The 24,334-nt window shown below is 69.9% G+C and carries 23 protein-coding genes; all 23 read left to right on the forward strand.

Annotated elements, in window-relative coordinates; translation table 11 throughout:
• Positions 1–162: 162 nt before the first annotated feature.
• The 23 genes from ugpB (at position 163) to hisB (ending at position 24,322) form a co-directional block, all read left to right on the forward strand.
• Positions 163–1,494, forward strand: a complete 1,332-nt coding sequence (gene ugpB / locus VKN16_26490) for a sn-glycerol-3-phosphate ABC transporter substrate-binding protein UgpB (GenBank protein ID HME97771.1) — start codon at positions 163–165, stop codon at positions 1,492–1,494.
• Between the two features lie 13 nt (positions 1,495–1,507).
• Positions 1,508–2,392 carry an ABC transporter permease subunit gene (locus VKN16_26495; protein HME97772.1) on the forward strand — a complete coding sequence of 295 codons (885 nt, stop codon included), beginning with the start codon at positions 1,508–1,510 and terminating at the stop codon, positions 2,390–2,392.
• Positions 2,389–3,279 carry a sn-glycerol-3-phosphate ABC transporter permease UgpE gene (ugpE, locus tag VKN16_26500; GenBank protein HME97773.1) on the forward strand — a complete coding sequence of 297 codons (891 nt, stop codon included), beginning with the start codon at positions 2,389–2,391 and terminating at the stop codon, positions 3,277–3,279. Before VKN16_26495 ends, ugpE begins: the two co-directional genes overlap by 4 nt.
• A complete protein-coding gene (locus tag VKN16_26505; GenBank protein ID HME97774.1) occupies positions 3,276–4,106 on the forward strand; it encodes a glycerophosphodiester phosphodiesterase family protein in 831 nt (276 codons plus the stop codon). Before ugpE ends, VKN16_26505 begins: the two co-directional genes overlap by 4 nt.
• Positions 4,103–5,620 (forward strand): glycerol kinase GlpK, encoded by a 1,518-nt coding sequence (gene glpK / locus VKN16_26510; GenBank protein ID HME97775.1) that lies wholly within the window; start codon positions 4,103–4,105, stop codon positions 5,618–5,620. The genes VKN16_26505 and glpK overlap by 4 nt, the downstream gene beginning before the upstream one ends.
• Positions 5,617–6,744 (forward strand): extracellular solute-binding protein, encoded by a 1,128-nt coding sequence (locus tag VKN16_26515; protein HME97776.1) that lies wholly within the window; start codon positions 5,617–5,619, stop codon positions 6,742–6,744. Before glpK ends, VKN16_26515 begins: the two co-directional genes overlap by 4 nt.
• A 52-nt stretch (positions 6,745–6,796) precedes the next feature.
• Positions 6,797–7,873, forward strand: coding sequence for an ABC transporter ATP-binding protein (locus tag VKN16_26520; GenBank protein HME97777.1), 1,077 nt, complete (start codon positions 6,797–6,799; stop codon positions 7,871–7,873).
• On the forward strand, positions 7,866–9,536 hold the full coding sequence (locus VKN16_26525; protein HME97778.1) for an iron ABC transporter permease: 1,671 nt from the start codon (positions 7,866–7,868) through the stop codon (positions 9,534–9,536). Before VKN16_26520 ends, VKN16_26525 begins: the two co-directional genes overlap by 8 nt.
• Positions 9,537–9,646: 110 nt before the next feature.
• Positions 9,647–9,880: an AtpZ/AtpI family protein gene (locus tag VKN16_26530; protein HME97779.1), complete on the forward strand. Its 234-nt coding sequence runs from the start codon at positions 9,647–9,649 to the stop codon at positions 9,878–9,880.
• On the forward strand, positions 9,867–10,253 hold the full coding sequence (locus tag VKN16_26535; GenBank protein ID HME97780.1) for an ATP synthase subunit I: 387 nt from the start codon (positions 9,867–9,869) through the stop codon (positions 10,251–10,253). Before VKN16_26530 ends, VKN16_26535 begins: the two co-directional genes overlap by 14 nt.
• A gap of 18 nt (positions 10,254–10,271) precedes the next feature.
• Positions 10,272–11,021, forward strand: coding sequence for a F0F1 ATP synthase subunit A (gene atpB, locus VKN16_26540; GenBank protein HME97781.1), 750 nt, complete (start codon positions 10,272–10,274; stop codon positions 11,019–11,021).
• A 31-nt stretch (positions 11,022–11,052) separates the two neighbouring features.
• Entirely contained in the window at positions 11,053–11,376 is a 324-nt protein-coding gene (locus tag VKN16_26545) for an ATP synthase F0 subunit C (GenBank protein HME97782.1), read from the forward strand.
• 120 nt (positions 11,377–11,496) lie between these two features.
• The gene (locus tag VKN16_26550; GenBank protein HME97783.1) at positions 11,497–12,147 is read left to right on the forward strand and encodes a redox-sensing transcriptional repressor Rex; all 651 of its coding nucleotides are present in this window, start codon (positions 11,497–11,499) and stop codon (positions 12,145–12,147) included.
• Between the two features lie 97 nt (positions 12,148–12,244).
• On the forward strand, positions 12,245–15,487 hold the full coding sequence (gene mfd / locus VKN16_26555; GenBank protein ID HME97784.1) for a transcription-repair coupling factor: 3,243 nt from the start codon (positions 12,245–12,247) through the stop codon (positions 15,485–15,487).
• Positions 15,484–16,575: a peptidylprolyl isomerase gene (locus tag VKN16_26560; protein ID HME97785.1), complete on the forward strand. Its 1,092-nt coding sequence runs from the start codon at positions 15,484–15,486 to the stop codon at positions 16,573–16,575. Before mfd ends, VKN16_26560 begins: the two co-directional genes overlap by 4 nt.
• A gap of 237 nt (positions 16,576–16,812) precedes the next feature.
• Positions 16,813–18,066, forward strand: coding sequence for a transcription termination factor Rho (rho, locus tag VKN16_26565; GenBank protein ID HME97786.1), 1,254 nt, complete (start codon positions 16,813–16,815; stop codon positions 18,064–18,066).
• Between the two features lie 101 nt (positions 18,067–18,167).
• The gene (gene rpmE, locus VKN16_26570; protein ID HME97787.1) at positions 18,168–18,383 is read left to right on the forward strand and encodes a 50S ribosomal protein L31; all 216 of its coding nucleotides are present in this window, start codon (positions 18,168–18,170) and stop codon (positions 18,381–18,383) included.
• A 115-nt stretch (positions 18,384–18,498) separates the two neighbouring features.
• Positions 18,499–19,569, forward strand: a complete 1,071-nt coding sequence (gene prfA / locus VKN16_26575) for a peptide chain release factor 1 (GenBank protein ID HME97788.1) — start codon at positions 18,499–18,501, stop codon at positions 19,567–19,569.
• Positions 19,566–20,495: a peptide chain release factor N(5)-glutamine methyltransferase gene (prmC, locus tag VKN16_26580; GenBank protein ID HME97789.1), complete on the forward strand. Its 930-nt coding sequence runs from the start codon at positions 19,566–19,568 to the stop codon at positions 20,493–20,495. Before prfA ends, prmC begins: the two co-directional genes overlap by 4 nt.
• A complete protein-coding gene (gene murA / locus VKN16_26585; protein ID HME97790.1) occupies positions 20,495–21,751 on the forward strand; it encodes a UDP-N-acetylglucosamine 1-carboxyvinyltransferase in 1,257 nt (418 codons plus the stop codon). The genes prmC and murA overlap by 1 nt, the downstream gene beginning before the upstream one ends.
• Entirely contained in the window at positions 21,751–22,401 is a 651-nt protein-coding gene (gene hisG, locus VKN16_26590; GenBank protein HME97791.1) for an ATP phosphoribosyltransferase, read from the forward strand. Before murA ends, hisG begins: the two co-directional genes overlap by 1 nt.
• Entirely contained in the window at positions 22,398–23,708 is a 1,311-nt protein-coding gene (hisD, locus tag VKN16_26595) for a histidinol dehydrogenase (GenBank protein HME97792.1), read from the forward strand. Before hisG ends, hisD begins: the two co-directional genes overlap by 4 nt.
• Positions 23,705–24,322, forward strand: coding sequence for an imidazoleglycerol-phosphate dehydratase HisB (gene hisB / locus VKN16_26600; protein HME97793.1), 618 nt, complete (start codon positions 23,705–23,707; stop codon positions 24,320–24,322). The genes hisD and hisB overlap by 4 nt, the downstream gene beginning before the upstream one ends.
• Positions 24,323–24,334 lie beyond the last annotated feature (12 nt).

Here is a 24,334-nt window from a genome sequence, read left to right on the forward strand (position 1 = left end):
CGAATAGAGCAACTTCCAGGCGGCGAGTCAATGGTGCTATAGTTCCGAGCGCCCGGGCCCGTGGTGGACGAACACGTCGCCCGGGCGCCGCGCGGTCGAGATCCCAAGCCGCTCGCGTTTGCGCGGAGACGCACGATCCCGAACGACAAGCGGAGGTCATCCATGCCATACACGACGACGCGCTGGTCCTCGGTCACGACCACGCTGCTCCTGGTCGCCGCGGTGCTCTCTCTTCCCGCCCCCGCCTTCGCGAAGACCGAGATCCAGTTCTGGCACGCCATGACCGGCCAGCTGAACGACGCGGTCAACGAGCTGGTGAAGCAGTTCAACGAGAGCCAGGCCGAGTACGAGGTGAAGCCGCTCCGCAAGGGCACCTACGCGGAGACCCTCACCGCGGCCATCGCGGCCTACCGCCAGCGCCAGGCGCCCCACATCGTGCAGGTGTTCGACGTGGGCACCCAGACCATGATGCTCTCCGGCGCGATCGTGCCCGTGTACCAGCTCATGAAGGAGCAGGAGATCGCGGTGGACTGGAAGGACTTCATCGCGCCGGTGGTGGGCTACTACTCCAAGGACGGCAACCTCTACTCGATGCCATTCAACTCCTCCACCCCGATCCTCTACTACAACAAGGACGCCTTCCAGAAGGCCGGCCTCGACCCGAGCAAGCCGCCCCAGACGTGGAAGCAGGTGGAGGAGTACAGCAAGAAGCTGATCTCATCGGGGGCGACCAAGTGCGGTTTCTCCACCGGCTGGCCCTCGTGGGTCCAGGTCGAGAACATGCACGCGCTGCACGACCAGCCGTTCGCCACCAAGCACAACGGCTTCGACGGTCTCGACGTGCAGCTCCTGATCAACCGGGAGTTCGGGGTGAAGCACCTCACGCAGCTCGCGGCCTGGCAGAAGGACCACGTCTTCTCCTACGGAGGGCGCGCGGGCACCGCCGACCCCAAGTTCCTGAGCGGCGAGTGCGGGATGTACATGCAGTCGTCCGCCCTGATCGGCGGCTTCACCAAGGGCGCGACCTTCAAGTGGGGCACCGGCCAGCTGCCGACCTACGGGCCGCCGTACAAGCGCGCCACCTCGATCATCGGGGGCGCCACCCTCTGGGTGATGAAGGGCAAGCCGGCGGCGGAGAATCGGGGCACCGCGCGCTTCCTCAAGTTCATCTCGGACACCAACCAGCAGATGTGGTGGCACGTCACCACCGGGTACCTGGCGATCTCGAACAGCGCGGTGAAGAACCTGGAGGCCGGCTACCACTTCAAGAAGCACCCCGACCAGTTCACCGCCTTCGCGCAGCTCACCAAGGGGCAGGCCACCGCCAACAGCCAGGGCCTTCGGCTGGGCAACTTCGTGCAGATCCGCGACGTGATCGAGGCCGAGATGGAGAACATCTTCGCGGGCAAGAAGGCGCCCAAGCAGGGGCTCGACGACGCGGTCGCCAAGTCCAACGAGATCCTGAAAGAGTTCGCGGCCGCGAACAAGCAGTAGCGCGTCGTCGCCGATGCCGCGGACGGTCTTCCGGAACCGGTGGCTGCCCTACGCGCTGGTGGCGCCGCAGATGGCGGTCACCGTGCTCTTCTTTTTCTGGCCGGCGCTCAAATCGCTGCAGCTCTCCCTGTACCGGGTCTCGCCCTTCGGTGACCGGTCCACCTTCGTGGGCCTCGAGAACTTCCAGAAGCTGCTCGCCGACCGGGAGTACTACGCGAGCGTGGTCAATTCGTTCGTGTTCGCCGGTGGCGTGACCGTGCTCGCGGTGCTGGGAGCGCTGATCCTGGCCGGGCTCGCGACGCAGAAGATCCGCGGGCTCGCCGTATACCGCACGCTGCTGCTGTGGCCCTACGGCATCGCGCCCGCGGTGGCCGGCATCATCTTCCTGTTCATCTTCCATCCCTCGTACGGGATCCTGCCGTACGTCCTGTCGTTCGTGACCGCCTACGAGTTCAACTGGCTGCTCAAGGGCTGGGTGGCCATGACCCTGGTGATCGTGGCCACCGCGTGGACGCACCTCGGCTACAACATCGCGTTCTACATCGCGGGCCTGCTGGCCATCCCCTCCTCGGTCATCGAGGCCGCCGACGTGGACGGGGCGGGGCCGATCCGTCGCTTCACCGCCATCGTGTTCCCACTCGTCTCGCCGATCACGTTCTACCTGGTGGTGCTCAACATGGTCTTCGCGTTCTTCGAGTCCTTCGGGACCATCGACGCGGTGACCAAGGGCGGCCCCGGGCAGGCCACCGAGATCATGGTGTACAAGCTCTACAAGGACGGCTTCATCGGGCTGAATCTCGGCTCCTCGGGCGCGCAGTCGGTGATCCTGATGGCCATGGTCATCGCGCTGACCGTTCTGCAATTCCGCTTCGCGGAGAAGAAGGTCACCTACCGATGAGCGCGGTCGACACGACCCGGCTCGAGCAGGTCCGGGCGCGCGCGGACGTCGCGCCCCGCCGGCGGGGCGTGCCGTGGGGCTCGGTGCTCCTGCACGCACTGCTGATCGCGTGCATCGCGGTGGTGGTGTTCCCCCTCTACTTCGCCTTCGTGGTCTCCACCCAGGACCTGCAGCAGGTGGTGCAGCGGCCGCCCCGCCTGCTGCCGTCGTCGCACCTGCTCGAGAACTACGCGCAGGCGTGGCGCAAGGCCAACATGGGCGTCATGCTCTGGAACAGCGCGATCATGGCGGTGGCGGTGGCGGTGGGCAAGATCGTCATCTCGATGCTCTCCGCGTTCGCGATCGTGTACTTCGACTTCCGCGGCCGCGTGCTCTGCTTCTGGATGATCTTCGTCACCCTGATGCTGCCGGTGCCGGTGCGCCTCATGTCCACCTACGAGGTCATCGGCACGCTCGGCTGGCTCGACAGCTACCAGGGCCTCACGGTGCCCCTGATGGCCTCGGCCACCGCCACCTTCCTGTTCCGCCAGTTCTACCTCACGATTCCCAACGAGATGGCGGAGGCGGCCCAGCTGGACGGAGCGGGCCCGCTGCGCTTCCTGTGGCGCTTCCTGCTGCCGCTGTCGTGGGCCAACATCGCCGCGCTGTTCGTGGTGCTCTTCATCTTCGGCTGGAACCAGTATCTCTGGCCGCTCATGATCACCAACACCGAGGCGATGCGCACGGTGGTGATCGGGCTCGAGCAGCTGATCCCACGCAGCGGGACCGAGCTGCCGACCTGGAACCTGATCATGGCGGGCGCGATGATGGCCCTCCTGCCGCCGGTGGCCATCATCATCCTGATGCAGCGCTGGTTCGTGAAGGGGCTGGTGGAGGCCGAGAAGTGAGAACGCTGCTGCTGCTGACCCTGGCCCTCGGGGGCGTGGCCGCGGTGCTCGGCGCGGTGGGCGCGGTCGCCGAGCCGATGGTGGCCCCGCTGTACGCGGCGCACCGCGGCGGAGCGCTCCTCTGGCCCGAGAACAGCATGCTCGCGTTTCGCAACGCGCTCGCGATGGGGGCCGACTTCCTGGAGCTGGACGTCCACCTGAGCCGCGACGGCGAGGTCGTGGTGCTCCACGATCCCACGCTCGAGCGCACCACCACCGGCACCGGGCCGGTGCGCGAGCGCACGCTGGCCGAGCTGCAGGCCCTGCAGCTGAAGGACCGCAACGGGACCGCGATCCCCGAGCCGGTCCCGACGCTGGACCAGGTGGTGGCCCTGGCCGCCGCGGGCAAGCGGCAGATGCTGCTCGAGATCAAGGTGGACGAGCAGCGGCGCCGCTATCCCGGGATCGAGGAGAAGGTGTTCGCGGTGCTCGATCGTCACCGCTTCACGCCCTTCGCGGTGGTGATGGCCTTCGAGGCCGATATCTGGCGCCGGGTCCGCCAGCTCCGGCCCGACTCGCGCGCCGGCGCGCTCTACTCGCCGCGCACGCTGCCGGCCGCCCGCGTGGAGTCGGAGCTGCAGGCGCTGCATCGGGCCGGCGTCTCCTTCGTCGGGCTCCACCAGGGGATCGTCGGCCCGGACGTGCCCAGGCAGGCGCGGCTGGCCGGGCTGACCCTCGGGGTGTGGACGGTGAACGAGCGCGACGCCATCGAGCGATTCCTCACCCTCGGGGCGGGGGTCGTCATCACGGATCGGCCCGATCTGGCCAAGGAGCTGCTCGGGCGGTGACCGCGCGCCGCTTCGTCCTGGCGCTGGACCAGGGCACCACCGGCTCCACCGCGCTGGTCGTGGATGCCGACGGCGCGCTGCGCGCGCGAGGCTACGCCGAGCTGCCGCAACACTATCCGCGGCCCGGCTGGGTGGAGCACGATCCCGCCCAGATCTGGGCCACCACCGAGCGGGCGGCCGCCGAGGCGCTGACCGCGGCCGGCGTCGGCGCGGCCGAGATCGCCGCGGTGGGCATCGCCAACCAGCGCGAGACCGCCATCCTCTGGGACCGCGCCTCCGGCCGTCCCGTCCACAACGCCATCGTGTGGCAGTGCCGGCGGACCGCCGCGCTCTGCGACCGGCTCAAGGCCGACGGGGTCGAGCCGGAGCTTCGCCGGAAGACCGGGCTGGTCGTCGATCCGTACTTCTCGGGGACGAAGATCCGCTGGATGCTCGATCACGATCCCGCGCTGCGGCCGCGGGCCGAGCGCGGGGAGCTGTGCTTCGGCACCGTGGACTCGTGGCTGCTCTGGCAGCTCACCGGCGGCGCGGTGCACGCCACCGACCCCTCGAACGCCTCGCGCACGCTCTGCTACGACATCCACCGCGGGCAGTGGGACGAGGGCCTCTGCCGCACGCTCGGGGTGCCGCGGGAGCTCCTGCCCGAGGTGAAGCCGTCGGCCGGCGTGTTCGGGGAGACGGCCTCGCGCGACGGCGCGCTGCCGGGCGGAATCCCGGTGGCGGGGATCGCGGGCGACCAGCAGGCCGCGCTGTTCGGCCAGGCGTGCGTCGAGCCGGGCATGGCCAAGAACACGTACGGCACTGGCTGCTTCGCGCTGCTGAACACGGGCGGACGCGCGGTGGCGTCCACCGAGGGATTGCTCACCACGGTGGCCTGGACGGTGGAGGGCCGCACGTCGTACGCCCTCGAGGGCGCGGTGTTCATCGCGGGGGCGGCGGTGCAGTGGCTGCGCGACGGCCTCGGGGTCATCCGCCAGGCGGCGGAGACGCAGGCCCTGGCCCAGTCGGTGCCGGATGCCGGCGGGGTCTATCTCGTGCCCGCCTTCGTGGGCCTGGGCGCGCCGTACTGGGACCCGTACGCGCGCGGCACGCTGGTGGGCATCACCCGCGGCACCACGCGCGCGCACCTCGCGCGGGCCGCGCTCGAGGCCATCGCCTACCAGAGCCGCGACGTGCTCGACACGATGAAGCGCGAGTCCGGCGTGGTCCTCAGCACCCTGCGCGTCGACGGCGGGGCCGCGGCCAACGACTTCCTCTGCCAGTTCCAGGCCGACGTGCTCGGCGTCGAGGTGCTGCGGCCCTCGGTGACCGAGACCACCGGGCTGGGCGCGGCGTACCTGGCCGGGGTGGGGACGGGACTCTGGAAGAGCGGCGATCTCGGGCGGCGCTGGCGGCTGGAGCGGCGCTTCACGCCCACGATGAGCGAGGACGCGCGCGAGGCGGCCTACGCGGGCTGGCGCCGCGCGGTGGAGCGCGCGCGCGGCTGGATCGAACCCGACACGAGGAGGACATGATGCTGCGATCGATCGTCACGGTGGCTCTGGGATTGCTCGGCGCGCTGGGGTGGCTGGGCGGGCCCGCGTGGGCCCAGGCCCCCGTCGAGAGCGAGCTGAATCTGATCACGCCGGTGTCCAAGTTCATCCACGACGCGGCGCTGAAGGCCTTCGCGGACTACGCCAAGGAGAAGTGGAACGTCGCCGTGAAGGTCAACGCGATCCCGGCGGGCACGCCGGTCGCCTACGGGCGCATCACCGAATGGAAGGGCAAGCCCGAGGTGGACATCTTCTGGGGCGGCGAGTCGGCCCTCTTCGAGAAGCTGGCCGAGCAGAAGCTCTTGCAGAAGGTCGAGATCTCGAAGGAGGCCTGGGAGAGCATCCCGGTGTCCATCGGCAAGCCCAAGCCGATCCCGCTGAAGGACAAGGACGGCTACTGGGTCGGCACCGCCCTCGAGCCCTACGGGCTGGTCTACAACCCCAAGCGCCTGCAGCGTCTCGGGGTCGCGCCGCTCAAGGACTGGGACGACCTGCTGAACCCGAAGCTGAAGGGCGAGGTGGCCCAGTGCGCGCCGACCCGATCGTCGTCGTCGAACGCGACCTACGAGGTCATGCTGTCGCTGCATGGCGAGGACCGAGGCTGGGAGTGGCTGCGCAAGCTGGCGGCCAATACCGGCCACTTCACCGCGCGCAGCCGCGACGTGCCGACGGTGGTGGCCAAGGGCGAGTTCGCGGCCGGCTTCGCGGTGCCCTCCTACATGGCCTTCGAGGAGAAGCTGGCGGGCTTCGACATCAAGTACGTGGCCCCGAAGAATGCCTTCGTGACCCCCGAGCCGATGGCGATCCTGGCCGGCGCGCGCAATCCGAAGGCGGCACGGGCGTTCATCGAGTTCCTGCTCACCGAGCGCGGCCAGCGGGTGTTCATGGAGCGCGGCCTCTTCCCGGTGACTCCGAAGTACAAGGTGGCTGGCGCGCCCGGCTCGACCGCAGAGATGGCGGTGGAGTTCACCGGCGGGGTGCGCTCGTACTTCGACGGCGAGGTGGCCAACGTCTACGACGAGGCGGTGGCGGCCAAGCGGTCGGAGGCGCTCAAGACGCGCTTCCGCTCCGACATCGAGGCCAAGTGGGACGAGCTGAAGAAGTAGCGGCCGCCGGGCCGGACGCCCCGGAGGCCGTACGAGCGGGGGCAGTCGCGCGATGATCGTCGGCATCCGGGGCGTGGTGAAGCGGTTCGGCGCCGTCACCGCGGTGAACGCGGTGGACCTCACGGTGGCGGACGGCGAGCTGTTCACCCTGCTGGGCCCGTCGGGCTGCGGCAAGACCACGCTGCTGCGCCTGCTCGCCGGCTTCGACCAGCCGGACGCGGGCACCATCCGCTTCGGCGACCGCGTGGTCAACGGCCTGCCGCCGTACGAGCGGGGCATCGGCATGGTGTTCCAGAACTATGCGCTCTGGCCGCACATGACGGTGGCCGACAACGTCTGCTACGGGCTGCGGCTGCGCCGGCTGCCCGGCGAGGAAGTCGCGCGGCGGCTGCACGAAGGGCTCCGCAAGGTCAACCTGGTGGGCTTCGAAGCCCGCTATCCCGGCCAGCTGTCCGGCGGCCAGCAGCAGCGGGTGGCCCTCGCGCGCGCCCTCGTGCTGAATCCCGACATCCTGCTGCTCGACGAGCCGCTGTCGAATCTGGACGCCAAGATCCGCATCCAGGTGCGGGCGGAGATCCGCCGGCTCCAGCAGGATCTGCGGATCACCACGGTCTACGTGACCCACGACCAGGAGGAAGCGCTCTCCCTCTCCGATCGGGTCGCGGTGATGCGCGACGGCCACGTGCTGCAGGTGGGCCGGCCCCGGGAGCTGTACGAGCGGCCGCGCACCCGCTTCGTGGCCGACTTCGTCGGCACCAACAACCTGGTGCCCGGCGAGGTGCACGGGGTCGACGCGCACGCGCGGGGCGATCTGCTGGTCCGCACCGCGCTCGGCCCGCTGCGCGCCATCGCCGACGCGGCCGTCTCGGGCCGCTGCGTGCTCGCGGTGCGCCCGGAGAACGTGGCGGTGGGCGCGCCCGACGCGGGCGACGGCAACCGGGTGGCCGGCACGGTCAGCCTCGTGTCCTACCTGGGCAACACGCTCCGCTACGACGTCGAGACGGAGTGCGGGCTCGTGCTCAAGGCCGACATCCGCGATCCGTGGCACCACGAGCCGCTGCCGGTGGGACGGCCGGTCACGCTCAGCTTTCCCGCGTCGGTGACCCTCGCCCTCTCCGACGATGCGTAGCCGGCGCCTGGCGCCGGCGCTGGGCCTCGGACTGATCTGGGCGTTTCTGATCCTCTTCCTCATCTATCCCCTCGGCCGCATCTTCTACGACGCGGTCACCGACGAGGCCGGGCGTTGGACGCTCGCCAACTTCCACGATTTTTTCACCGACCGCTTCTACCTGCGCTCCCTCTGGCACTCGCTGATCCTGGGCCTGGCCACCGTGATCACCTCCTCGGTGCTGGGCATCGCGGTGGCCTTCCTGCTGGTGCGCTACGACTTCGCGGGGCGCAGCCTCTTCGGCTTCCTCACCATCATCCCGATCATCTCGCCGCCGCTGGTGGGGGTGCTCGGCTTCACCTTCATCCTCGGGCGCGCGGGCACCGTGAACGTGCTGCTGATGGACGCCTTCGACCTGCTGCGGCCGGTGAACTTCCTCTACGGCATTCACGGCGTGGTGCTGGTGGAGACCCTGCATCTCTTCCCGATGATCACCCTGAACGTGGTGGACGCCCTCGGCAAGGTCGACCCGTCGCTGGAGGAGGCGGCGGAGAGCGTGGGCGCGCGCGGCTTCAGCAAGCTCTGGCGGGTGACCCTGCCGCTGACCACGCCGGGCTACGTGGCGGGGGCCCTGCTCGTGTTCATCTGGACGTTTTCCGACTTCGCGACCCCGCTGGTGCTGGGCGTGCAGGACCTCCTGGCCCCGCAGGCCTACCTCAACATCGTGCAGTTCGTGGACCGGCGCATCTTCCGCATGGGCATCGTGATCTCCGCCCTCATGGTGCTGCTCGCGGTCCTCTTCCTGCTCGCGGCGCGGCACTACGTGGCGATCAAGGACTACTCGTCGCTGTCCTATTCGCGCATCGCCCGGCGGCGGCTGTCGCCGCTCCGCCAGGCGCTCGTGGTCGCGTTCCTGAGCACGCTCCTGCTGCTGTCGTTCATCCCCTACATCGGGGTGACGCTGGCGTCGGTGGGCCGCGGCTGGGCGCTCACCCCGCTGCCGGTGGCCTACACCCTGCAGTACTACGAGCGGGTGATCGTGGAGACGCCCAAGTTCATCCTGAACAGCTTCCTCTATTCCGGCCTCGCGGTGGCGATCTGCATCCTGGTCGGGGTGCCGATCGCGTGGCTGCTCGGCCGCTCCACCGTGCCCGGCCGCGGTGCGCTGGACGCGGTGAACACCCTGATCCTCGCGGTACCGGGCACCGCGATCGGCATCGCGTACATCCGCGCGTTCCACTTCGACCTGCCCGGGTTCGACCGCGGCTTGACCTCGTTCTGGATCGTCATGCCGCTGGTGCTGGCGGTGCGGCGCTTGCCCTACACGGTGCGCGGATCGTTCGCCTCGCTGCTGCTGGTGCACCCCTCGCTCGAGGAGGCGGCCTCCAGCGTGGGCGCCTCGGGCGCGCGCACCTTCCGCGACGTGACGCTGCCGCTGATCTGGAAGGGGATTCTGGTCGGCGGCCTGTTCTCGTTCATGACCTCGCTGCAGGAGGCCTCGGCGGTGCTCTTCCTCGCTCTCGGGGGCTGGGAGTCGATCACCAACGGCATCTTCGCCTTCTACATCGCGGGCAGCGCCAACGAGGCCGCCGCCCTGGGCGTCATCCTGATCGCCGTCGCCGCCATCAGCGTGGCCATCATCAACCGCATGGCGGGCACCCGCATGGGCGGCGTCTTCGGCTGACCCCCAGCTTGTGCGTGATCGACATCCGTCGATGGGCATAAAGTCTTGCGATATCAAGTATTTGAGGCTGCTTGTCAGCCCTGAATGCCTGTGATAGTGTTCCTGTTCACATGGCTCCGGCCGAGGAGAGGCCGCCGCGGAGTCAGACCGCACAGCTCGTCAATCTCGGGACGCTGCTGTTCGCTTGCGTGGCGGTCGGCCTCGCCGCCGGGTACTTCGCGGATTGGCTGCTGGGCACGCGACCGTGGCTGACGCTGGTCGGCCTTGGCTTCGGCATCGCGGCGGCGGCGGTGAACTTCTACCGGATCCTCAAGACACTGAACGGGCAGGATGACGATCGCTGATCTCGCGGCGCGGGTGACCTGGAGCGGAGCCGCCGGCGTGGCCGCGATGACCGCCGGCGCCTGGGGCCTCGCGGGGGCCGACGCCGCGGCCGGCGTGGCGGGAGGCGGGGGCATCGCGCTGCTGAACTTCCGCTGGCTGGCGCGCGACGTGGGACGGGCCACCGGCATGATCGCCGAGGGCCGGGGCGGCGCGGGACGGATCGGGCGCATCGGGCTGCGCCAGCTGGTGACCTTCGGCGGCCTCGGGCTGCTGATCGCGCAGGGCTGGGCGCACCCGGTGGGCGTGGGCGTCGGCCTGGCCGCGCTACCGCTGGTGCTGCTGGCCGAGGGGCTGCTGGACGCGCGGCGCGAGGCCTCGCGGCCCGACGCGTAGAGGACGACCGATATGGAAATGATCGAGCACCCGCCGATCCTGCACCTGCCCGCCGTGCCCGACCACGTCCTCTATACGTGGATCGTCATGGCCATCCTGGCGGTGGTGGCCATCGTGGCGACGCGGCGCCTCTCGCTGGTGCCGTCCGGCACCCAGAACTTCATGGAGATGGTGCTGGAGCAGTTCGTGAAGGAGATGGACGAGACGGTGGGCCACGGGGGCCGCGCCTACCTGCCCCTGATCATGACCCTCGGCCTCTTCATCCTGACCTCGAACCTCATGGGGCTGGTGCCCGGGCTGATCGCCCCCACCGCGAATCTCAACACCACCGCGGCGTGTGCCCTCATCGTCTTCGTCACCTATCACGTCATCGGCGTCCGGAAGCAGGGGTTCATCCCCTACATGAAGCACTTCGCGGGGCCGGTGCCGACGGCGCTCAAGCCGCTGATGTTCGTCATCGAGATCATCAGTCACTGCGCCCGGCCGCTGTCGCTCTCGCTTCGTCTCTTCGGCAACATGATGGCCGGCCACATCCTCCTCGCCATCTTCTTCTTCATGATGGGCTTCGACGGGATGCTGGGCTGGGCCCTCTCGGGCACCCTCGGCGGCATCGTGGTGGGGGCGCCCGCGGCCCTGATCATGGTGGTGTTCGTGGTGGGCTTCCTGCTGCCGCTCAAGATCCTGGTGGCCTTCATCCAGACCTTCATCTTCTGCAAGCTCGCCATGCTGTACATCGCGGCGGCGGTCGAGGAAGCCGAGCATCACTGAGTCTCAGTCACCCCCAACAAGGAGGAAAGCCGTGCCACGCATTCTCACGATGACCTTCATGGCGATTCTGGCGGTCCCCGGGCTGGCCTGGGCGCAGGCGGCGGCCACCGCCGGCAGCGGTGACCTGGCCAAGGCCCTCGCCGTCCTGGCGGCCGGTCTGGGCTTCGGTCTGGCCGCGGGCCTCTGCGGTATCGGTCAGGGCCGCGCGGCGGGACAGGCGGTGGACGCGATGGCCCGGCAGCCCGGCGCGATCGCGCGGATCCAGACCGCCATGCTCCTCGGCCTGGCCTTCATCGAGTCGCTCGTGCTGTTCGTGTTCGTGATCGCGGTCATCCTGCTGTTCGTGAAGTCGTAGAGGGAAGGGAAGAGCGAAGGCAACCGTCCCGGGGCCACGCCCCGGGACGGCACACGGGCGGCGCAGCGAGGGGAGACTCGACCGCTGACCCGTGGGGCGCGGGGAGCGCCCGAATAGAACATGGCGCGAAGGTCACCGTTCAAGATCCCCCGGATTCCGGAGATGACGGTGCGCCGCCTGTCCGTCTACACCCGCAGCCTCCAGCAGCTCGAGGAGGACGGGGTGAAGACGATCTCTTCGCAGGAGCTCGCCGAGCGCTTCAGCCTCAACTCGGCCCAGGTGCGGAAGGACCTCGCCTACTTCGGAGAGTTCGGCGTGCGCGGCATCGGCTACTACGTCTCCGGGCTCAAGGCCGAGCTGCAGCGCATCCTGGGGCTCGACCGGGAGTGGCAGGTGGCGCTGGTCGGCTTCGGCAATCTGGGCTCCGCCCTCTTCCACTACAAGGGCTTCGCGCGGCAAGGCTTCCGGATCTCCACGATCTTCGACGAGGATCCGGCCAAGTGGGGCAAGGCGGTGGACAGCGTGAAGATCCAGCCGATGGAGGACCTGCCCCGCGAGGCGAAGGCGCGGAATCTTCAGATCGCCATCGTGGCGGTGCCGGGGGAGTCGGCGCAGGCGGTCACCGAGAAGCTGGTGGCGGCCGGGATCAAGACCATCCTCAATTTTGCGCCGGGCCGCATCAAGGCGGGCAAGGACGTCCGCCTGAAGAACGTGGACCTGGCCATCGAGCTGGAGACGCTGTCCTTCTATCTGGCCCAGGGCTCCCGCTGACGCGGGCGCCGCCCCGCTTCGGGCTTCGTGCCGCTCTGGGAGTTTGACGCCGCGCTCCGCCGATGGTACCTGTGAAAGGTCCTCGCACGTGATGATCGTGTCTGCCGAGTCGGCGCTGACCCGCTGGGCCGCGTTCGAAGAGGTCCTGGCGGCCCTGTCCCGGGGAGTACCCTGCCTGCGCGCCGATGGCTTGTGGGGCTCGTCGCGGGCGCTGGCCATCGCCGGCCTCCTGCAGCGCACCGGTCGCCCGGTGCTCGTGCTCACCCCCGGCCCATCACCGCGTCATCGGATGGCGCAGGACACCAGGTTCTTTCTCTCCACGCTCTCCGGCGGCCGCGCGGATGCGGTGGGCGAGGGGCACGTGCTCGAGTTCCCGTCGGGCACCGGCGCCTCGTGGCGCGGGCACCAGCATCGCGAGCCCGACGCCGAGCGCGCGCTCTGCTGCCGGCGGCTCCTCGAGGGCGACGCGGTGGCCATCGTGACGACGCCGTCGGCGCTGTCGATTGCCGTCCCCCCGCCCGACGGCTTCAAGCGCCGGACGTTCACCCTCACGGTGGGCGAGGGCAGCGATCGGGAGATCCTGATCGAGCTGCTGGAGGCCGCGGGCTACGAGCGGGCGGAGACGGTGATGGAGGTCGGGCAGTGGAGCCTCCGCGGCGGCATCGTGGACATCTTCTCGCCCACCCACGAGCGGCCGGTGCGCGCCGAGTTCTTCGGCGACGAGGTGGAGTCGCTCCGCCTCTTCGATCCCACCACCCAGCGCTCGACCGGGACGCTGACCGATCTGACCGTGCTGCCGCTCGGCACGAAGGACGCCGCGACGGTCACGTTGATGGACTACCTGCCGGCCGGGACCCTGGTGGTGCTCGAGGATCCCGCGATGCTCGAGGCCCCGCCGGACGACGCGCCCTCGGCCGCGCCGCTCGGCGCCCTGCTCGGCCGCTACCAGCGGCTCGAGCTGCCGCTGCTGCAGCGGAGCGACGGCGCCGGGCCGCGTATCACGATGGGCACCCGCTCGGTGGGCGGCTTCCGCGGCCAGTTCAAGACGCTCGCCGCCGAGATCCGCGCGTGGCGCGGCGAGGGCTTCACGGTGCGCCTGGTCGTCGACGACGACCGCCAGAGCGAGCGGCTCCGGCAGATGCTCGGCGAGCACGATCTCGAGGCGTGGCCCCAGGCCACCCTGTGGAGCCCGGAAGGGCTCGGGGTGCTGGTGGGCGAGTGCTCCGCGGGCTTCCAGGTCCCCGCCCTCGGCCTGATCGTGCTCTGCGAGGAGGAGATCTTCGGAGCGCAGCGGCGGCGCCTGCGCCGGCCCCTCTTCCAGCGCGGGGCCGCCATCGCCACCTTCAACGACCTGGCCCCGAACGATCTGGTGGTCCATGAGCAGCACGGCATCGGCCGCTACCACGGCCTGCGCACGCTCACCACCGAGGGCCACAGCGCCGACTTCCTGCTCCTGGAATACGCCGACGGGGGCCGCCTCTACCTGCCGGTGGAGCGGCTGGATCTGATCTCCAAGTACATGGGCGCGCCCGACGGCGCGGCGCGGCTCGACCGCCTGGGCGGCGGGGCGTGGCAGCGGGTGAAGGAGTCGGTGCGCGCGGCCCTGCGCGAGATGGCGGACGCGCTCCTGAAGCTCTACGCGAGCCGCTCGGTCGCGGAGCGCCCGCGCTTCTCCGACGACACGCCCTGGCAGGGCGAGTTCGAGGCCTCGTTCCGCTTCGAGGAGACGCCGGACCAGATGCGCGCCATCGAGGAGGTCAAGGGCGACATGGTGGGCGCGCGTCCGATGGACCGGCTGGTGGCCGGCGACGTCGGCTACGGCAAGACCGAGGTGGCGCTGCGGGCCGCGTTCAAGGCGGTGGCCGACGGCCGGCAGGTCGCGGTGCTGGTCCCCACCACCGTGCTGGCCCAGCAGCACTACAACACCTTCCTCGAGCGCTTCGCCCCGTTCCCGGCCAAGGTCGAGCTGCTCTCGCGCTTCCGCAGCCCGAAGGAGCAGAAGGCGGTGGTGGCCGGCCTCGCCACCGGCGCGGTGGATGTGGTCGTCGGCACGCACCGGCTGCTCTCCAAGGACGTGCAGTTCAAGAACCTGGGACTGCTGGTGGTGGACGAGGAGCATCGCTTCGGCGTCACCCACAAGGAGCGCATCAAGCAGCTGCGCACCGCGGTGGACGTGCTCACCCTGACCGCGACGCCCATTCCCCGCACGCTGCACATGGCCCTGTCGGGCGTGCGCGACCTCTCGATCATCGAGACGCCGCCGCTGGACCGCCTCCCGGTGGAGACCGTCGTCACCGCCTTCAGCCGCACGGTCATCAAGGAGGCCATCGAGCGCGAGCTGAACCGGGGCGGCCAGGTGTTCTTCGTGCACAACCGCATCCAGTCGCTCGCCTCCATGACCACCTTCATCCAGAGCCTGGTGCCGGAGGCGCGGGTGGTGATGGGGCACGGCCAGATGGCCGAGCGCGAGCTGGAGAGCGTGATGGTCAAGTTCGTGGACGGACAGGCCGATGTGCTAGTCTCCACTGCCATCGTGGAGTCCGGGCTGGACATCCCCGCCTCCAACACCATCATCATCAACCGGGCCGACCGCTTCGGCCTGGCTCAGCTCTACCAGCTGCGGGGGCGGGTGGGACGCGAGCGGCAGCAGGCCTACGCCTACCTCCTGGTGCCGGCGGACGGGCGGGTGGACGAGACGGCCCAGAAGCGATTGCGGGTGATCGAGGAGATGACCGAGCTGGGGGCGGGGTTGCGGCTGGCCATGCGAGACCTGGAGATCCGGGGGGCCGGGAACCTGCTGGGGGCCGCCCAGCACGGGCACATCGCGGCGGTGGGGTTCGATCTTTACAGCAAGCTTCTCGCCGAGGCCGTGCGAGAATTGAGAGGCGAACCAGCAGCCGAGCGCGTCGAGCCGGTGATCTCGGTGGACGTGGAAGCGCTCCTACCCGAAGCGTACGTCCCCGAGGTGAACCAGCGACTGGCGCTCTACAAGCGACTGGCCGAGATCGAACGGACCGAGGAGATCACCGACGCGCGCGCGGAGCTGGCGGATCGCTTCGGCCCCCTGCCGGAATCGGTGGAGGCGCTGCTCGACGTGGTGGGTCTCCGGGTGACCGCGCGGGCGCTCGGAGTGGAGCGGATCGAAGCGGGCGGGGGGCGGGCGGTGCTGACCTTCGCGGCGTCGACGCAGGTGACGCCGGAGCGGGTGCTCAAGACCATCGCGGCGAGCCGCGGTGCCCTCGCGTTGAGAAGGGAGTACACGGTGGACGCGCGGATTCCTGCCGAGCCCTGGCCCGCGGTGCGGGACGCTCTCGCGAAGCTGCTGGATTCGCTCCGGTGAGGGGCCGTCGCGCGGTCGCACCGCTGCTCTCCCTCCTGCTCCTCCTCCTCTTCTCCGGCTGCTCGTCCCTCCCGAGCTGGATGCCCCTGATCGGCAAGAGCGAGCCGCCCGCGGAGGCCCCCACGCCGCCCGCGTCCACCTCGGCGCCGCTGCTCAGCGCGCGGGATCCGATCGCCAACGGGACGGATTCCAGCGACCTGCTCGATCGCGTGATCTGTGTCGTGAACAACGACGCGATCACGATGTACGAGCTGGACGAGGCCGAGCTCTACTACCTGGCCGAGACCCGCGAGAAGATGCAGGAGGGCGAGGCCCGCAAGGTGCTGCGGGGGCGGCTGCTGGAGAACCTGATCGAGAACCGCATCCAGCTGCAGCAGGCCGAGCGGGAGAAGGTGGTGGTCGAGGACTCGGAGGTCGCCGAGAACATCGCCGACGTCATGAAGAAGCTCAAGGTCACCGACGAGAAGCAGTTCGACCAGGTGATGAAGAGCCAGGGCCTCACGCTGGAGGCGGTGAAGAAGCGGATGCGCGAGCAGCTGATGGTTCAACGCGTCATCCGTCGGAAAGTCGCCCTGCGCATCTCGGTCACCGAGCAGGAGATCGACAAGTACCTGTCCGAGAACCGGGAGAAGCTGGAGACCGGCCTCACCTTCTCGGCCCGGCACATCCTCTTCCAGCCGGATCCGGCCAAGGGCGAAGAGGGATGGCTCGAATCGCGCAAGCGGGCCGAGGAGGTCTACGGATATCTCCTGGAAGGCCAGGACTTTGCGGAGCTGGCCAAGAAATACTCCGACGATCCCTCGGCCAAGGACGGCGGCAGCCTGGGCCCGCTCAAGAAGGGCGAGCTGGCCCCCGACATCGAGGAAGCGATCCTGCGTCTGACGCCGGGCGAGGCGTCGACTCCGTTCCGCTCGCAGGTGGGCTATCACATCTTTCGGCTGGACTCGCGGGAGACGCTGACCGGCGAGGCCCTGGCCCAGGTGCGCGGGCAGGTGCGCGAGATCCTCTATCGCCAAAAGTACGACGTCCGGCTGAAGGAATGGCTGGCCGAGATCAGAGAGCGCGCGATCATCGACGTCCGCCTGTAATCGCGCGGAAATTGAAGTTGACAGCCGAGGAAACCGTGTGGGACAGTGTTTCGCGTAACGCGGTAACCAACCTCCTTACAGACTTACAGAGTAGACCCGTACACACGCAACCCGCCGGAGACGACCATCTCTTCCTCAGAGCGTAGTCCGAAGCGGCCTTCGCCGAAGTCTCCTGTCGCTCCCGAGCAAGCCAGCGCCCCCGAAGTGAGCGGCGCGGTCGGTGCAGGAGGAAAGCGGATGAATTTGTCCGAGCTCAAGGACAAGACCATCGCGGACCTGAACAACGTCGCGAAGGAGCTGGGGGTGCAGGGCACCAGCGGCCTGCGCAAGCAGGAGCTGATCTTCAAGATCCTGCAGGGTCAGGCCGAGCGCGACGGGCTCATCTTCGCGGAGGGCGTGCTCGAGGTGCTGCCGGACGGCTTCGGCTTCCTGCGCGCGCCCGACTACAACTACCTGCCCGGCCCCGACGACATCTACGTCTCCCCGTCGCAGATCCGCCGCTTCGATCTGCGCACCGGCGATACCATCTCCGGCCAGGTCCGTCCCCCGAAGGACAGCGAGCGCTACTTCGCTCTCCTGAAGGTCGAGGCGATCAACTTCGAGACGCCGGAGCAGGCGCGCGACAAGACGCTCTTCGACAACCTCACGCCGCTCTACCCGATGGAGCGGATCCGCCTCGAGCACGACTCGGACAACTTGACGACCCGGGCGATGGATCTGCTCTGTCCGATCGGCAAGGGGCAGCGCGGGCTCATCGTGGCCGCGCCCCGCACCGGCAAGACCGTGCTGTTGCAGAACCTCGCCAACGCGATCGCCAAGAACCATCCCGAGGTGTACCTGATCGTGCTGCTGATCGACGAGCGGCCGGAAGAGGTCACCGACATGCAGCGCTCGGTGAAGGGCGAGGTCATCTCCTCAACCTTCGACGAGCCCCCGCAGCGGCACGTGCAGGTCGCGGACATGGTGATCGAGAAGGCCAAGCGACTGGTGGAGCACAAGAGAGACGTCGTGATCCTGCTCGACTCGATCACCCGCTTCGCGCGGGCCCACAACGCGGTCATCCCGTCCTCCGGCAAGGTGCTCTCGGGTGGCCTCGACGCCAACGCGCTGCAGCGGCCCCGCCGCTTCTTCGCGGCGGCCCGCAACGTGGAGGAGGGCGGCTCGCTCACCATCATGGCCACCGCCCTCATCGACACCGGCTCCCGGATGGACGACGTGATCTTCGAGGAGTTCAAGGGCACCGGCAACATGGAGGTCCACCTCGACCGCCGCCTGATGGACAAGCGCATCTTCCCGACGATCAACATCGAGCAAACGGGGACCCGTAAGGAAGAACTGCTGCTGGAGAAGGACGAGCTTCAAAAAGTGTGGCTGCTCCGGAAGGCCCTGTCCCAGCTCAACCCCGTCGAGGCCATGGAGCTGCTGCTCGACAAGCTCAAGATGACCAAGTCCAACAAGGACTTCCTGAACCAGATGAACCAGCTGGCCTAGCCCGGCCGGCCGGCGGGACCGGACCACCCCCCGCCAAGTAGCGGTTTTTGCGTTTCTCCCCTCCCCCTGCTATGCTGTGAGGCCCATTGAGGAGGTGCGCCGTGAAGGCTGGCATTCATCCGGACTACATTGACACCACGATCACCTGCAACTGCGGAGAGGTCATCCACACCCGCTCCACCGTGCCGTCGATCCGGGTGGAGGTCTGCTCCAAGTGTCATCCCTTCTTCACCGGGAAGCAGAAGTTCCTGGACACCGCCGGGCGCGTCGAGCGCTTCCAGCGGAAGTACAAGAGGAAGGGGACCGCAGAGGGGTAGGGCCCGGCTCGGCGCCGCGCCGCGCACCGAGCCGCAGACCCGGCAGCATCCGGATTCCGGTCGTCCCTCGCCGCGGCGACGCCGCCTCCCGAGTGTCCAAGCCTGAGGCGCCCGCATGTTCGACAAGCTCCGACAGATCGAGGAACGCTACGGCGAGCTGAACCGCTCGCTCTCCGATCCGCAGGTGATCGGACAGCCCGCGGTCTACGCGCGCACCGCCAAGGCCGCCTCCGAGCTGGCCGAGACGGTGGCCAAGTTCGAGGAGTACAAGGGGGTGCTCGCCCGCATCTCGGAAGCGCGCCACATCGTCGCCGAGGACGCCGACCGCGAGATGCGCGAGCTGGCCCAGGCCGAGGTCGACGAGCTGACCGCGCGGCAGGGCGCGCTCGAGGAGGATCTCCGCGCGCTGCTGATTCCCCGCGATCCCAACGACGACAAGAACGTCTTCCTCGAGATCCGGGCCGGCGCAGGCGGCGACGAGGCCGGGCTCTTCGCGGCGGAGCTGTTCCGCATGTACACCAAGTACGCGGAGCAGAAGCGCTGGAAGTGGGAAGTGATGGACAGCCATCCCACCGGGGTCGGCGGCCTCAAGGAGGTCGTCGCGCTGCTGCAGGGCCGCGGGGCCTGGAGCCGGCTCAAGTTCGAGCGCGGGGTGCATCGCGTCCAGCGGGTGCCCGCCACCGAGTCGAGCGGGCGCATCCACACCTCCACCGTGACGGTGGCGGTACTGCCCGAGGCCGAGGACGTCGACGTCAAGGTGGACGAGAAGGACATCCAGGTCGACGTCTACCGCGCTTCCGGTCCGGGCGGCCAGGGCGTCAACACCACCGATTCCGCGGTGCGGCTCACCCATCTGCCCACCGGCCTGGTCGTCACCTGCCAGGACGAGCGCTCGCAGATCAAGAACCGCGCGAAGGCCCTGCGGGTGCTCAAGGCCCGCCTGCTCGAGCGCGCGCAGGAGGAGCAGGCCGCCGCCATCGCGGCGGACCGCCGCAGTCAGGTCGGTACCGGCGAGCGCAGCGAGCGCATCCGCACCTACAACTTCCCGCAGGGGCGCGTGACCGATCACCGCATCAACGTCACGCTGCACCGGCTGCCCGCGGTGCTGGAGGGCGACCTCGACGAGCTGATCGACGCCCTCCGCGAGCGCGATCAGAGCCAGAAGCTGGCGGAGAGCGTGCCGTGATCGACCTGGCCACCGAGCGGAGCGTGACCGCGCTGCTCCGGCGCGGGACCGCGATCCTCGAGGCGTCCGGGCTCGAGACGGCGCGGGCGGAGGCGGAATGGCTGCTCGCCGCGCTGCTCGAGATGGATCGCGCCGCCCTGCATCTCGATCCGGCGCGGCGGCTGGCCACGCCGACCGTCTCCCGCTATCTGGGCCTGCTCGACCGGCGCGCGCGGCGGGAACCGCTGCAGTACCTGCTCGGCTGGGAGGATTTTCACGGGGTCCGGCTCGCGGTCACGCCCGACGTGCTGGTGCCGCGCCCGGAGACCGAAGGACTCGTGGCGTGGGCGATCGAGGTGCTCGGCGGACTCGTGCAGCCGGTCGCGGCGGACCTCGGCACGGGCAGCGGCGCCATCGCCTGCGCGCTCGCGCACGCGCTGCCGCGGGCCGAGGTGCTCGCGGTGGAGGTCTCGGCGGGCGCGCTCGCGGTGGCCTCGCGGAACGTGCGGCAGCTCGGCCTGTCCTCGCGGGTCCACCTGCTCGCCGGCGATCTCTTCGCGCCGCTCGGATCGATCGCGGCGAGCCTGGACCTGGTGGTCGCCAATCCGCCCTATCTGCCGAGCGCGGTGCTGCCGTCGCTGCCGCCCGAGGTCTCGCGCCACGAGCCGCGAGCCGCGCTCGACGGCGGACCCGACGGCCTGGCGATCATCCGCCGGATCGTTACCGGCGCCCCGCCGGTGCTGAAGCCGGGCGGCTGGCTGCTGATGGAGATCGGCGACGACCAGGCCGGGCCGGTCGCCTCGCTGATGGCCGCGGAGGGCTTCGCGGGGATCCGCGCGCGCCGCGATCTCAGCGGCGTCGAGCGTTACATCGGCGGACGCTGGGCGCCCGGCGCGCCCGTCCTCTCGACCTGCGCCTCCGGCGCGGCGAGGCGGGAGGGCTGCTGATGGCAACCCGGCTCGTCATCGACGGCGGCGCCCCGCTGCGGGGCGAGGTCGCGGTGAGCGCGGCCAAGAACGCGGCCCTGCCCGACCTCTGCGCCGCGCTGCTGACCGCCCAGCCGGTGGTGCTGGAGAACGTGCCCGCGCTGGCCGACGTGACCACCACGCGCTCGCTGCTGGAGGGGCTGGGCGGCGTGATCTCGACGGACGCCGACGGCGGCACGCGGGTGCAGGTGTCCGCGGTCACCAGCAACGAGGCGCCGTACGAGCTGGTGTCCACCATGCGCGCATCCGTCCTCGTGCTCGGTCCGTTGCTCGCGCGCACCGGGCTGGCCAAGGTGGCCCTGCCGGGCGGCTGCGCCATCGGGGTGCGGCCCATCGACCAGCACCTGAAGGGCTTTCAGAAGCTGGGCGCGGAGGTCTTCATCCGCAACGGCTACGTGGAGGCGCGGGCCAGCCGCCTCAAGGGCGCGCGCATCACCACGGACCTGGTCACGGTGACCGGGACCGAGAACCTCATGATGGCGGCGGCCCTCGCCGAGGGCACCACCGTCATCGAGAATGCGGCGCGCGAGCCCGAGGTGACCGACCTCGCGCGGCTGCTCTCCGCGATGGGCGCGCGCATCGACGGCGCGGGCACCGAGCGCATCGAGATCGAAGGCGTGACCGAGCTGGGGGGGGCCCGTCATCGGGTGATCCCGGACCGCATCGAAGCGGGAACGCTGCTGGTGGGCGCGGCCATCACCGGCGGCGACGTGACCATCACCGGGGCGGAGCCGCGGCACCTGTCGGCGGTGCTGTCCAAGCTCGAGGAGTGCGGCGCCGCGGTCACCGTCGCCGGCGACCGTATCCGCTGCCAGGGCCCGGCGCGGCCGCGCGCGGCCGACCTGATCACGAGCCCGTTCCCCGGCTTCCCCACCGACATGCAGGCGCAGTTCATGGCGATGCTGGGGCTGGCCGACGGGATCAGCAAGATCTCGGAGACGATCTTCGAGAACCGGTTCATGCACGCGGCCGAGCTGTGTCGCATGGGCGCGCGCATCGAGGCCGACGGGTCCACCGCGGTCGTCCGCGGGCAGCGGTACTACCACGGCGCGCCGGTGATGGCCACGGATCTGCGCGCGTCGGCCTCGCTGGTGCTGGCCGGGCTGGCCGCGCGCGGCCGGACCGAGGTCTCCCGCGTCTATCATCTGGACCGTGGCTACGAGCGGCTCGAGGTCAAGCTGCGCTCGCTCGGCGCGGCGATCGAGCGAGTGCGCTGATGCTCACCCTCGCGCTGCCCAAGGGCCGTCTGCTCGATCCCGCGCTCGCGCGGCTGGCCGGCATGGGCATTCGCGGCATCGAGCCCGCCTCACGGCGCCTCCTGCTCACCGACGAGCAGGCGGGCCTGCGCTTCATCCTGCTCAAGCCGGCCGACATCCCGACCTACGTGGAGTACGGGGCCGCCGACCTCGGCATCGTGGGCAAGGACATCCTGCTCGAGCAGCAGCCGGACGTCTACGAGCCGGTCGATCTGGGCTTCGGGTTCTGCCGTCTGGTGGTGGCCGAGCCGCGCGAGCTGTGGGAGCGGGACGATCCGGCGCGCTGGTCCTGGGTGCGGGTGGCCACCAAGTATCCGCGGCTCACCGAGAGCTATTTCTCCGAGCGCGGGATCCAGGTCGAGATGGTCAGGCTCGACGGCTCCATCGAGCTGGCCCCGCTGGTCGGGCTGGCCGAGCGCATCGTGGACCTGGTGCAGTCGGGCGAGACCCTGCGGGCCAACGGGCTGGTGGAGGTGGCCGAGATCCTGACCTCGACCGCGCGGCTCATCGTCAATCGCGCGTCGCTCAAGACCGCCCATTCCCACGTCAGCCAGCTCATCACCGCCATGCGGCAGGCGGTATCGGGCCGGGCGGAGCGGACGCGAGAATGATTCGCCGGCTCGAGACCGCGACCGAGGGCGTGGCCGGCATCGTCCGCGCGCTGGAGCGTCCGCCCGGCGCGGTGGATCCGGAGATCGCCACCCGCGTGGCCGGGATCGTGGGCGCGGTCCGCGATCGAGGCGACGCCGCGCTCCTCGAGCTGACCGAGCGGTTCGACCGGGTGGCGTTGAGCGCGACCGACCTGCCGGTGCGGGCCGAGGAGTTCGCGGCGGCCGAGCGGGCGGTCGGCCCCGACACCCTGCGATCCCTGCGCTACGCGGCCGACCGCATCGAGCGCTTCCACCGCGAGTGCGCGCCCCGCTCGTGGCGCATGAAGGATGACAACGGCTCGCGGCTCGGCCAGGAGGTGCGCCCGCTCGATCGCGTGGCGGTCTACGTCCCGGGCGGGCGCGCCGCCTATCCGTCCACGGTGCTGATGACGGGGGTGCCGGCGCGGGTGGCCGGGGTGCGCGAGATCGTGCTGGTCTCGCCGCCGGGCCGGGACGGCTCGCTGAACCCGGCGGTGCTGGCCGCAGCCCGCATCGCGGGCGTGACCGAGGCCTACCGGGTTGGCGGCGCGCAGGCGGTCGCCGCGCTGGCCTACGGGACCGAGACCATCCGGCGGGTGGACAAGATCGTGGGGCCCGGCAACATCTACGTGACCCTCGCCAAGGCGCACGTCTTCGGCAGCGTCGGCATCGACATGCTGGCCGGGCCCAGCGAGGTGCTGGTCGTCGCCGACGACACCGCCGACGCCGACTTCGTGGCCGCCGACCTGCTGGCCCAGGCCGAGCACGATCCGATCGCCCGCGCGGTGCTGCTCACCCCGTCGCGAGCGCTGCGGGACCGGGTGGCGTCCGCGCTCTCGCGCCGGCTGGACGCGCTGCCCCGGCGCGAGATCGCGGGGGCCGCGCTCGGCAGCCACGGCGCGCTCGTGCTGACCGCGAGCCTCGAGGAGGCAGTGGACGTGGCCAACCGCCTCGCCCCCGAGCACCTGGAGCTGCAGGTGCGCGATCCCGAGGGGCTGCTCGAGCGCGTCCGGCACGCGGGCGCCGTCTTCCTGGGGCGCCACACCCCCGAGGTGGTGGGCGACTACGTGGCCGGGCCGAACCACGTGCTGCCCACCGGAGGCACCGCGCGCTTCTCGTCGGCGCTGTCCACCGAGGACTTCGTGACCCGGCTGAGCGTGATCGAGTATTCACGGGAAGGGCTGGCGGAGGCGGGGCCGCACGTGGCCGAGCTGTCCCGCGTGGAGGGCCTGGACGGACACGGGGCGGCGGCGGCGGTGCGCATCGCCCGCCCGGGAGACGATCGATGAGCGCGGAGCGGGGAACGGAGCCGGCGACGCCGCGGCAGAGCCGGATCGAGCGCAACACCAGGGAGACGCAGATCGTGCTGACGCTCAACCTGGACGGCACTGGCGCGTCCAAGGTCGAGACGGGCATCCCATTCTTCAACCACATGCTGGAGGCCTGGTCCAGACACGCGCTGATGGATCTGCACGTCGACGCCAAGGGCGACCTCGACGTGGACCTCCACCACACGGTGGAGGACGTGGGTATCTGCCTGGGCCGAGCCCTGCGCGAGGCGGTGGGCGACAAGAAGGGCATCGTCCGCTACGGGGCCTCGTTCCTGCCCATGGACGAAGCACTGCTGCACGCCGCGGTGGACATCTCGGGCCGGCCGTACCTCGTCTTCAACGTGCCGCTGCAGCGGACGCGGATCGCGAACTTCGATCTCGATCTGCTGAAGGATTTCTTCCGCGCGCTCGCGGTCAACGCGGAGATCACCCTGCACCTGAACATGCACTACGGCGAGAACCTGCACCACATCGCGGAGGCCACCTTCAAGGCGGCCGGCCGCGCCCTCGCCGAGGCCACCCGCCTGAATCCGCGAATCGCGGGCGTTCTCTCCACGAAGGGCAGCCTGTGAGTGGAGCGGCAA

Source organism: Candidatus Methylomirabilota bacterium (assembly GCA_035315345.1).
Lineage (GTDB): Bacteria > Methylomirabilota > Methylomirabilia > Rokubacteriales > CSP1-6 > CAMLFJ01.

Coding starts and splice junctions, on each gene's coding strand:
- rho (HME97786.1), top strand. CDS start 16,813: ATGAATTTGTCCGAGCTCAAGGACAAGACCATCGCGGACCTGAACAAC.
- VKN16_26525 (HME97778.1), top strand. CDS start 7,866: ATGCGTAGCCGGCGCCTGGCGCCGGCGCTGGGCCTCGGACTGATCTGG.
- VKN16_26530 (HME97779.1), top strand. CDS start 9,647: ATGGCTCCGGCCGAGGAGAGGCCGCCGCGGAGTCAGACCGCACAGCTC.
- VKN16_26550 (HME97783.1), top strand. CDS start 11,497: ATGGCGCGAAGGTCACCGTTCAAGATCCCCCGGATTCCGGAGATGACG.
- hisG (HME97791.1), top strand. CDS start 21,751: ATGCTCACCCTCGCGCTGCCCAAGGGCCGTCTGCTCGATCCCGCGCTC.
- VKN16_26520 (HME97777.1), top strand. CDS start 6,797: ATGATCGTCGGCATCCGGGGCGTGGTGAAGCGGTTCGGCGCCGTCACC.
- VKN16_26535 (HME97780.1), top strand. CDS start 9,867: ATGACGATCGCTGATCTCGCGGCGCGGGTGACCTGGAGCGGAGCCGCC.
- VKN16_26495 (HME97772.1), top strand. CDS start 1,508: ATGCCGCGGACGGTCTTCCGGAACCGGTGGCTGCCCTACGCGCTGGTG.
- hisB (HME97793.1), top strand. CDS start 23,705: ATGAGCGCGGAGCGGGGAACGGAGCCGGCGACGCCGCGGCAGAGCCGG.
- ugpE (HME97773.1), top strand. CDS start 2,389: ATGAGCGCGGTCGACACGACCCGGCTCGAGCAGGTCCGGGCGCGCGCG.
- VKN16_26515 (HME97776.1), top strand. CDS start 5,617: ATGATGCTGCGATCGATCGTCACGGTGGCTCTGGGATTGCTCGGCGCG.
- murA (HME97790.1), top strand. CDS start 20,495: ATGGCAACCCGGCTCGTCATCGACGGCGGCGCCCCGCTGCGGGGCGAG.
- prfA (HME97788.1), top strand. CDS start 18,499: ATGTTCGACAAGCTCCGACAGATCGAGGAACGCTACGGCGAGCTGAAC.
- ugpB (HME97771.1), top strand. CDS start 163: ATGCCATACACGACGACGCGCTGGTCCTCGGTCACGACCACGCTGCTC.
- hisD (HME97792.1), top strand. CDS start 22,398: ATGATTCGCCGGCTCGAGACCGCGACCGAGGGCGTGGCCGGCATCGTC.
- atpB (HME97781.1), top strand. CDS start 10,272: ATGATCGAGCACCCGCCGATCCTGCACCTGCCCGCCGTGCCCGACCAC.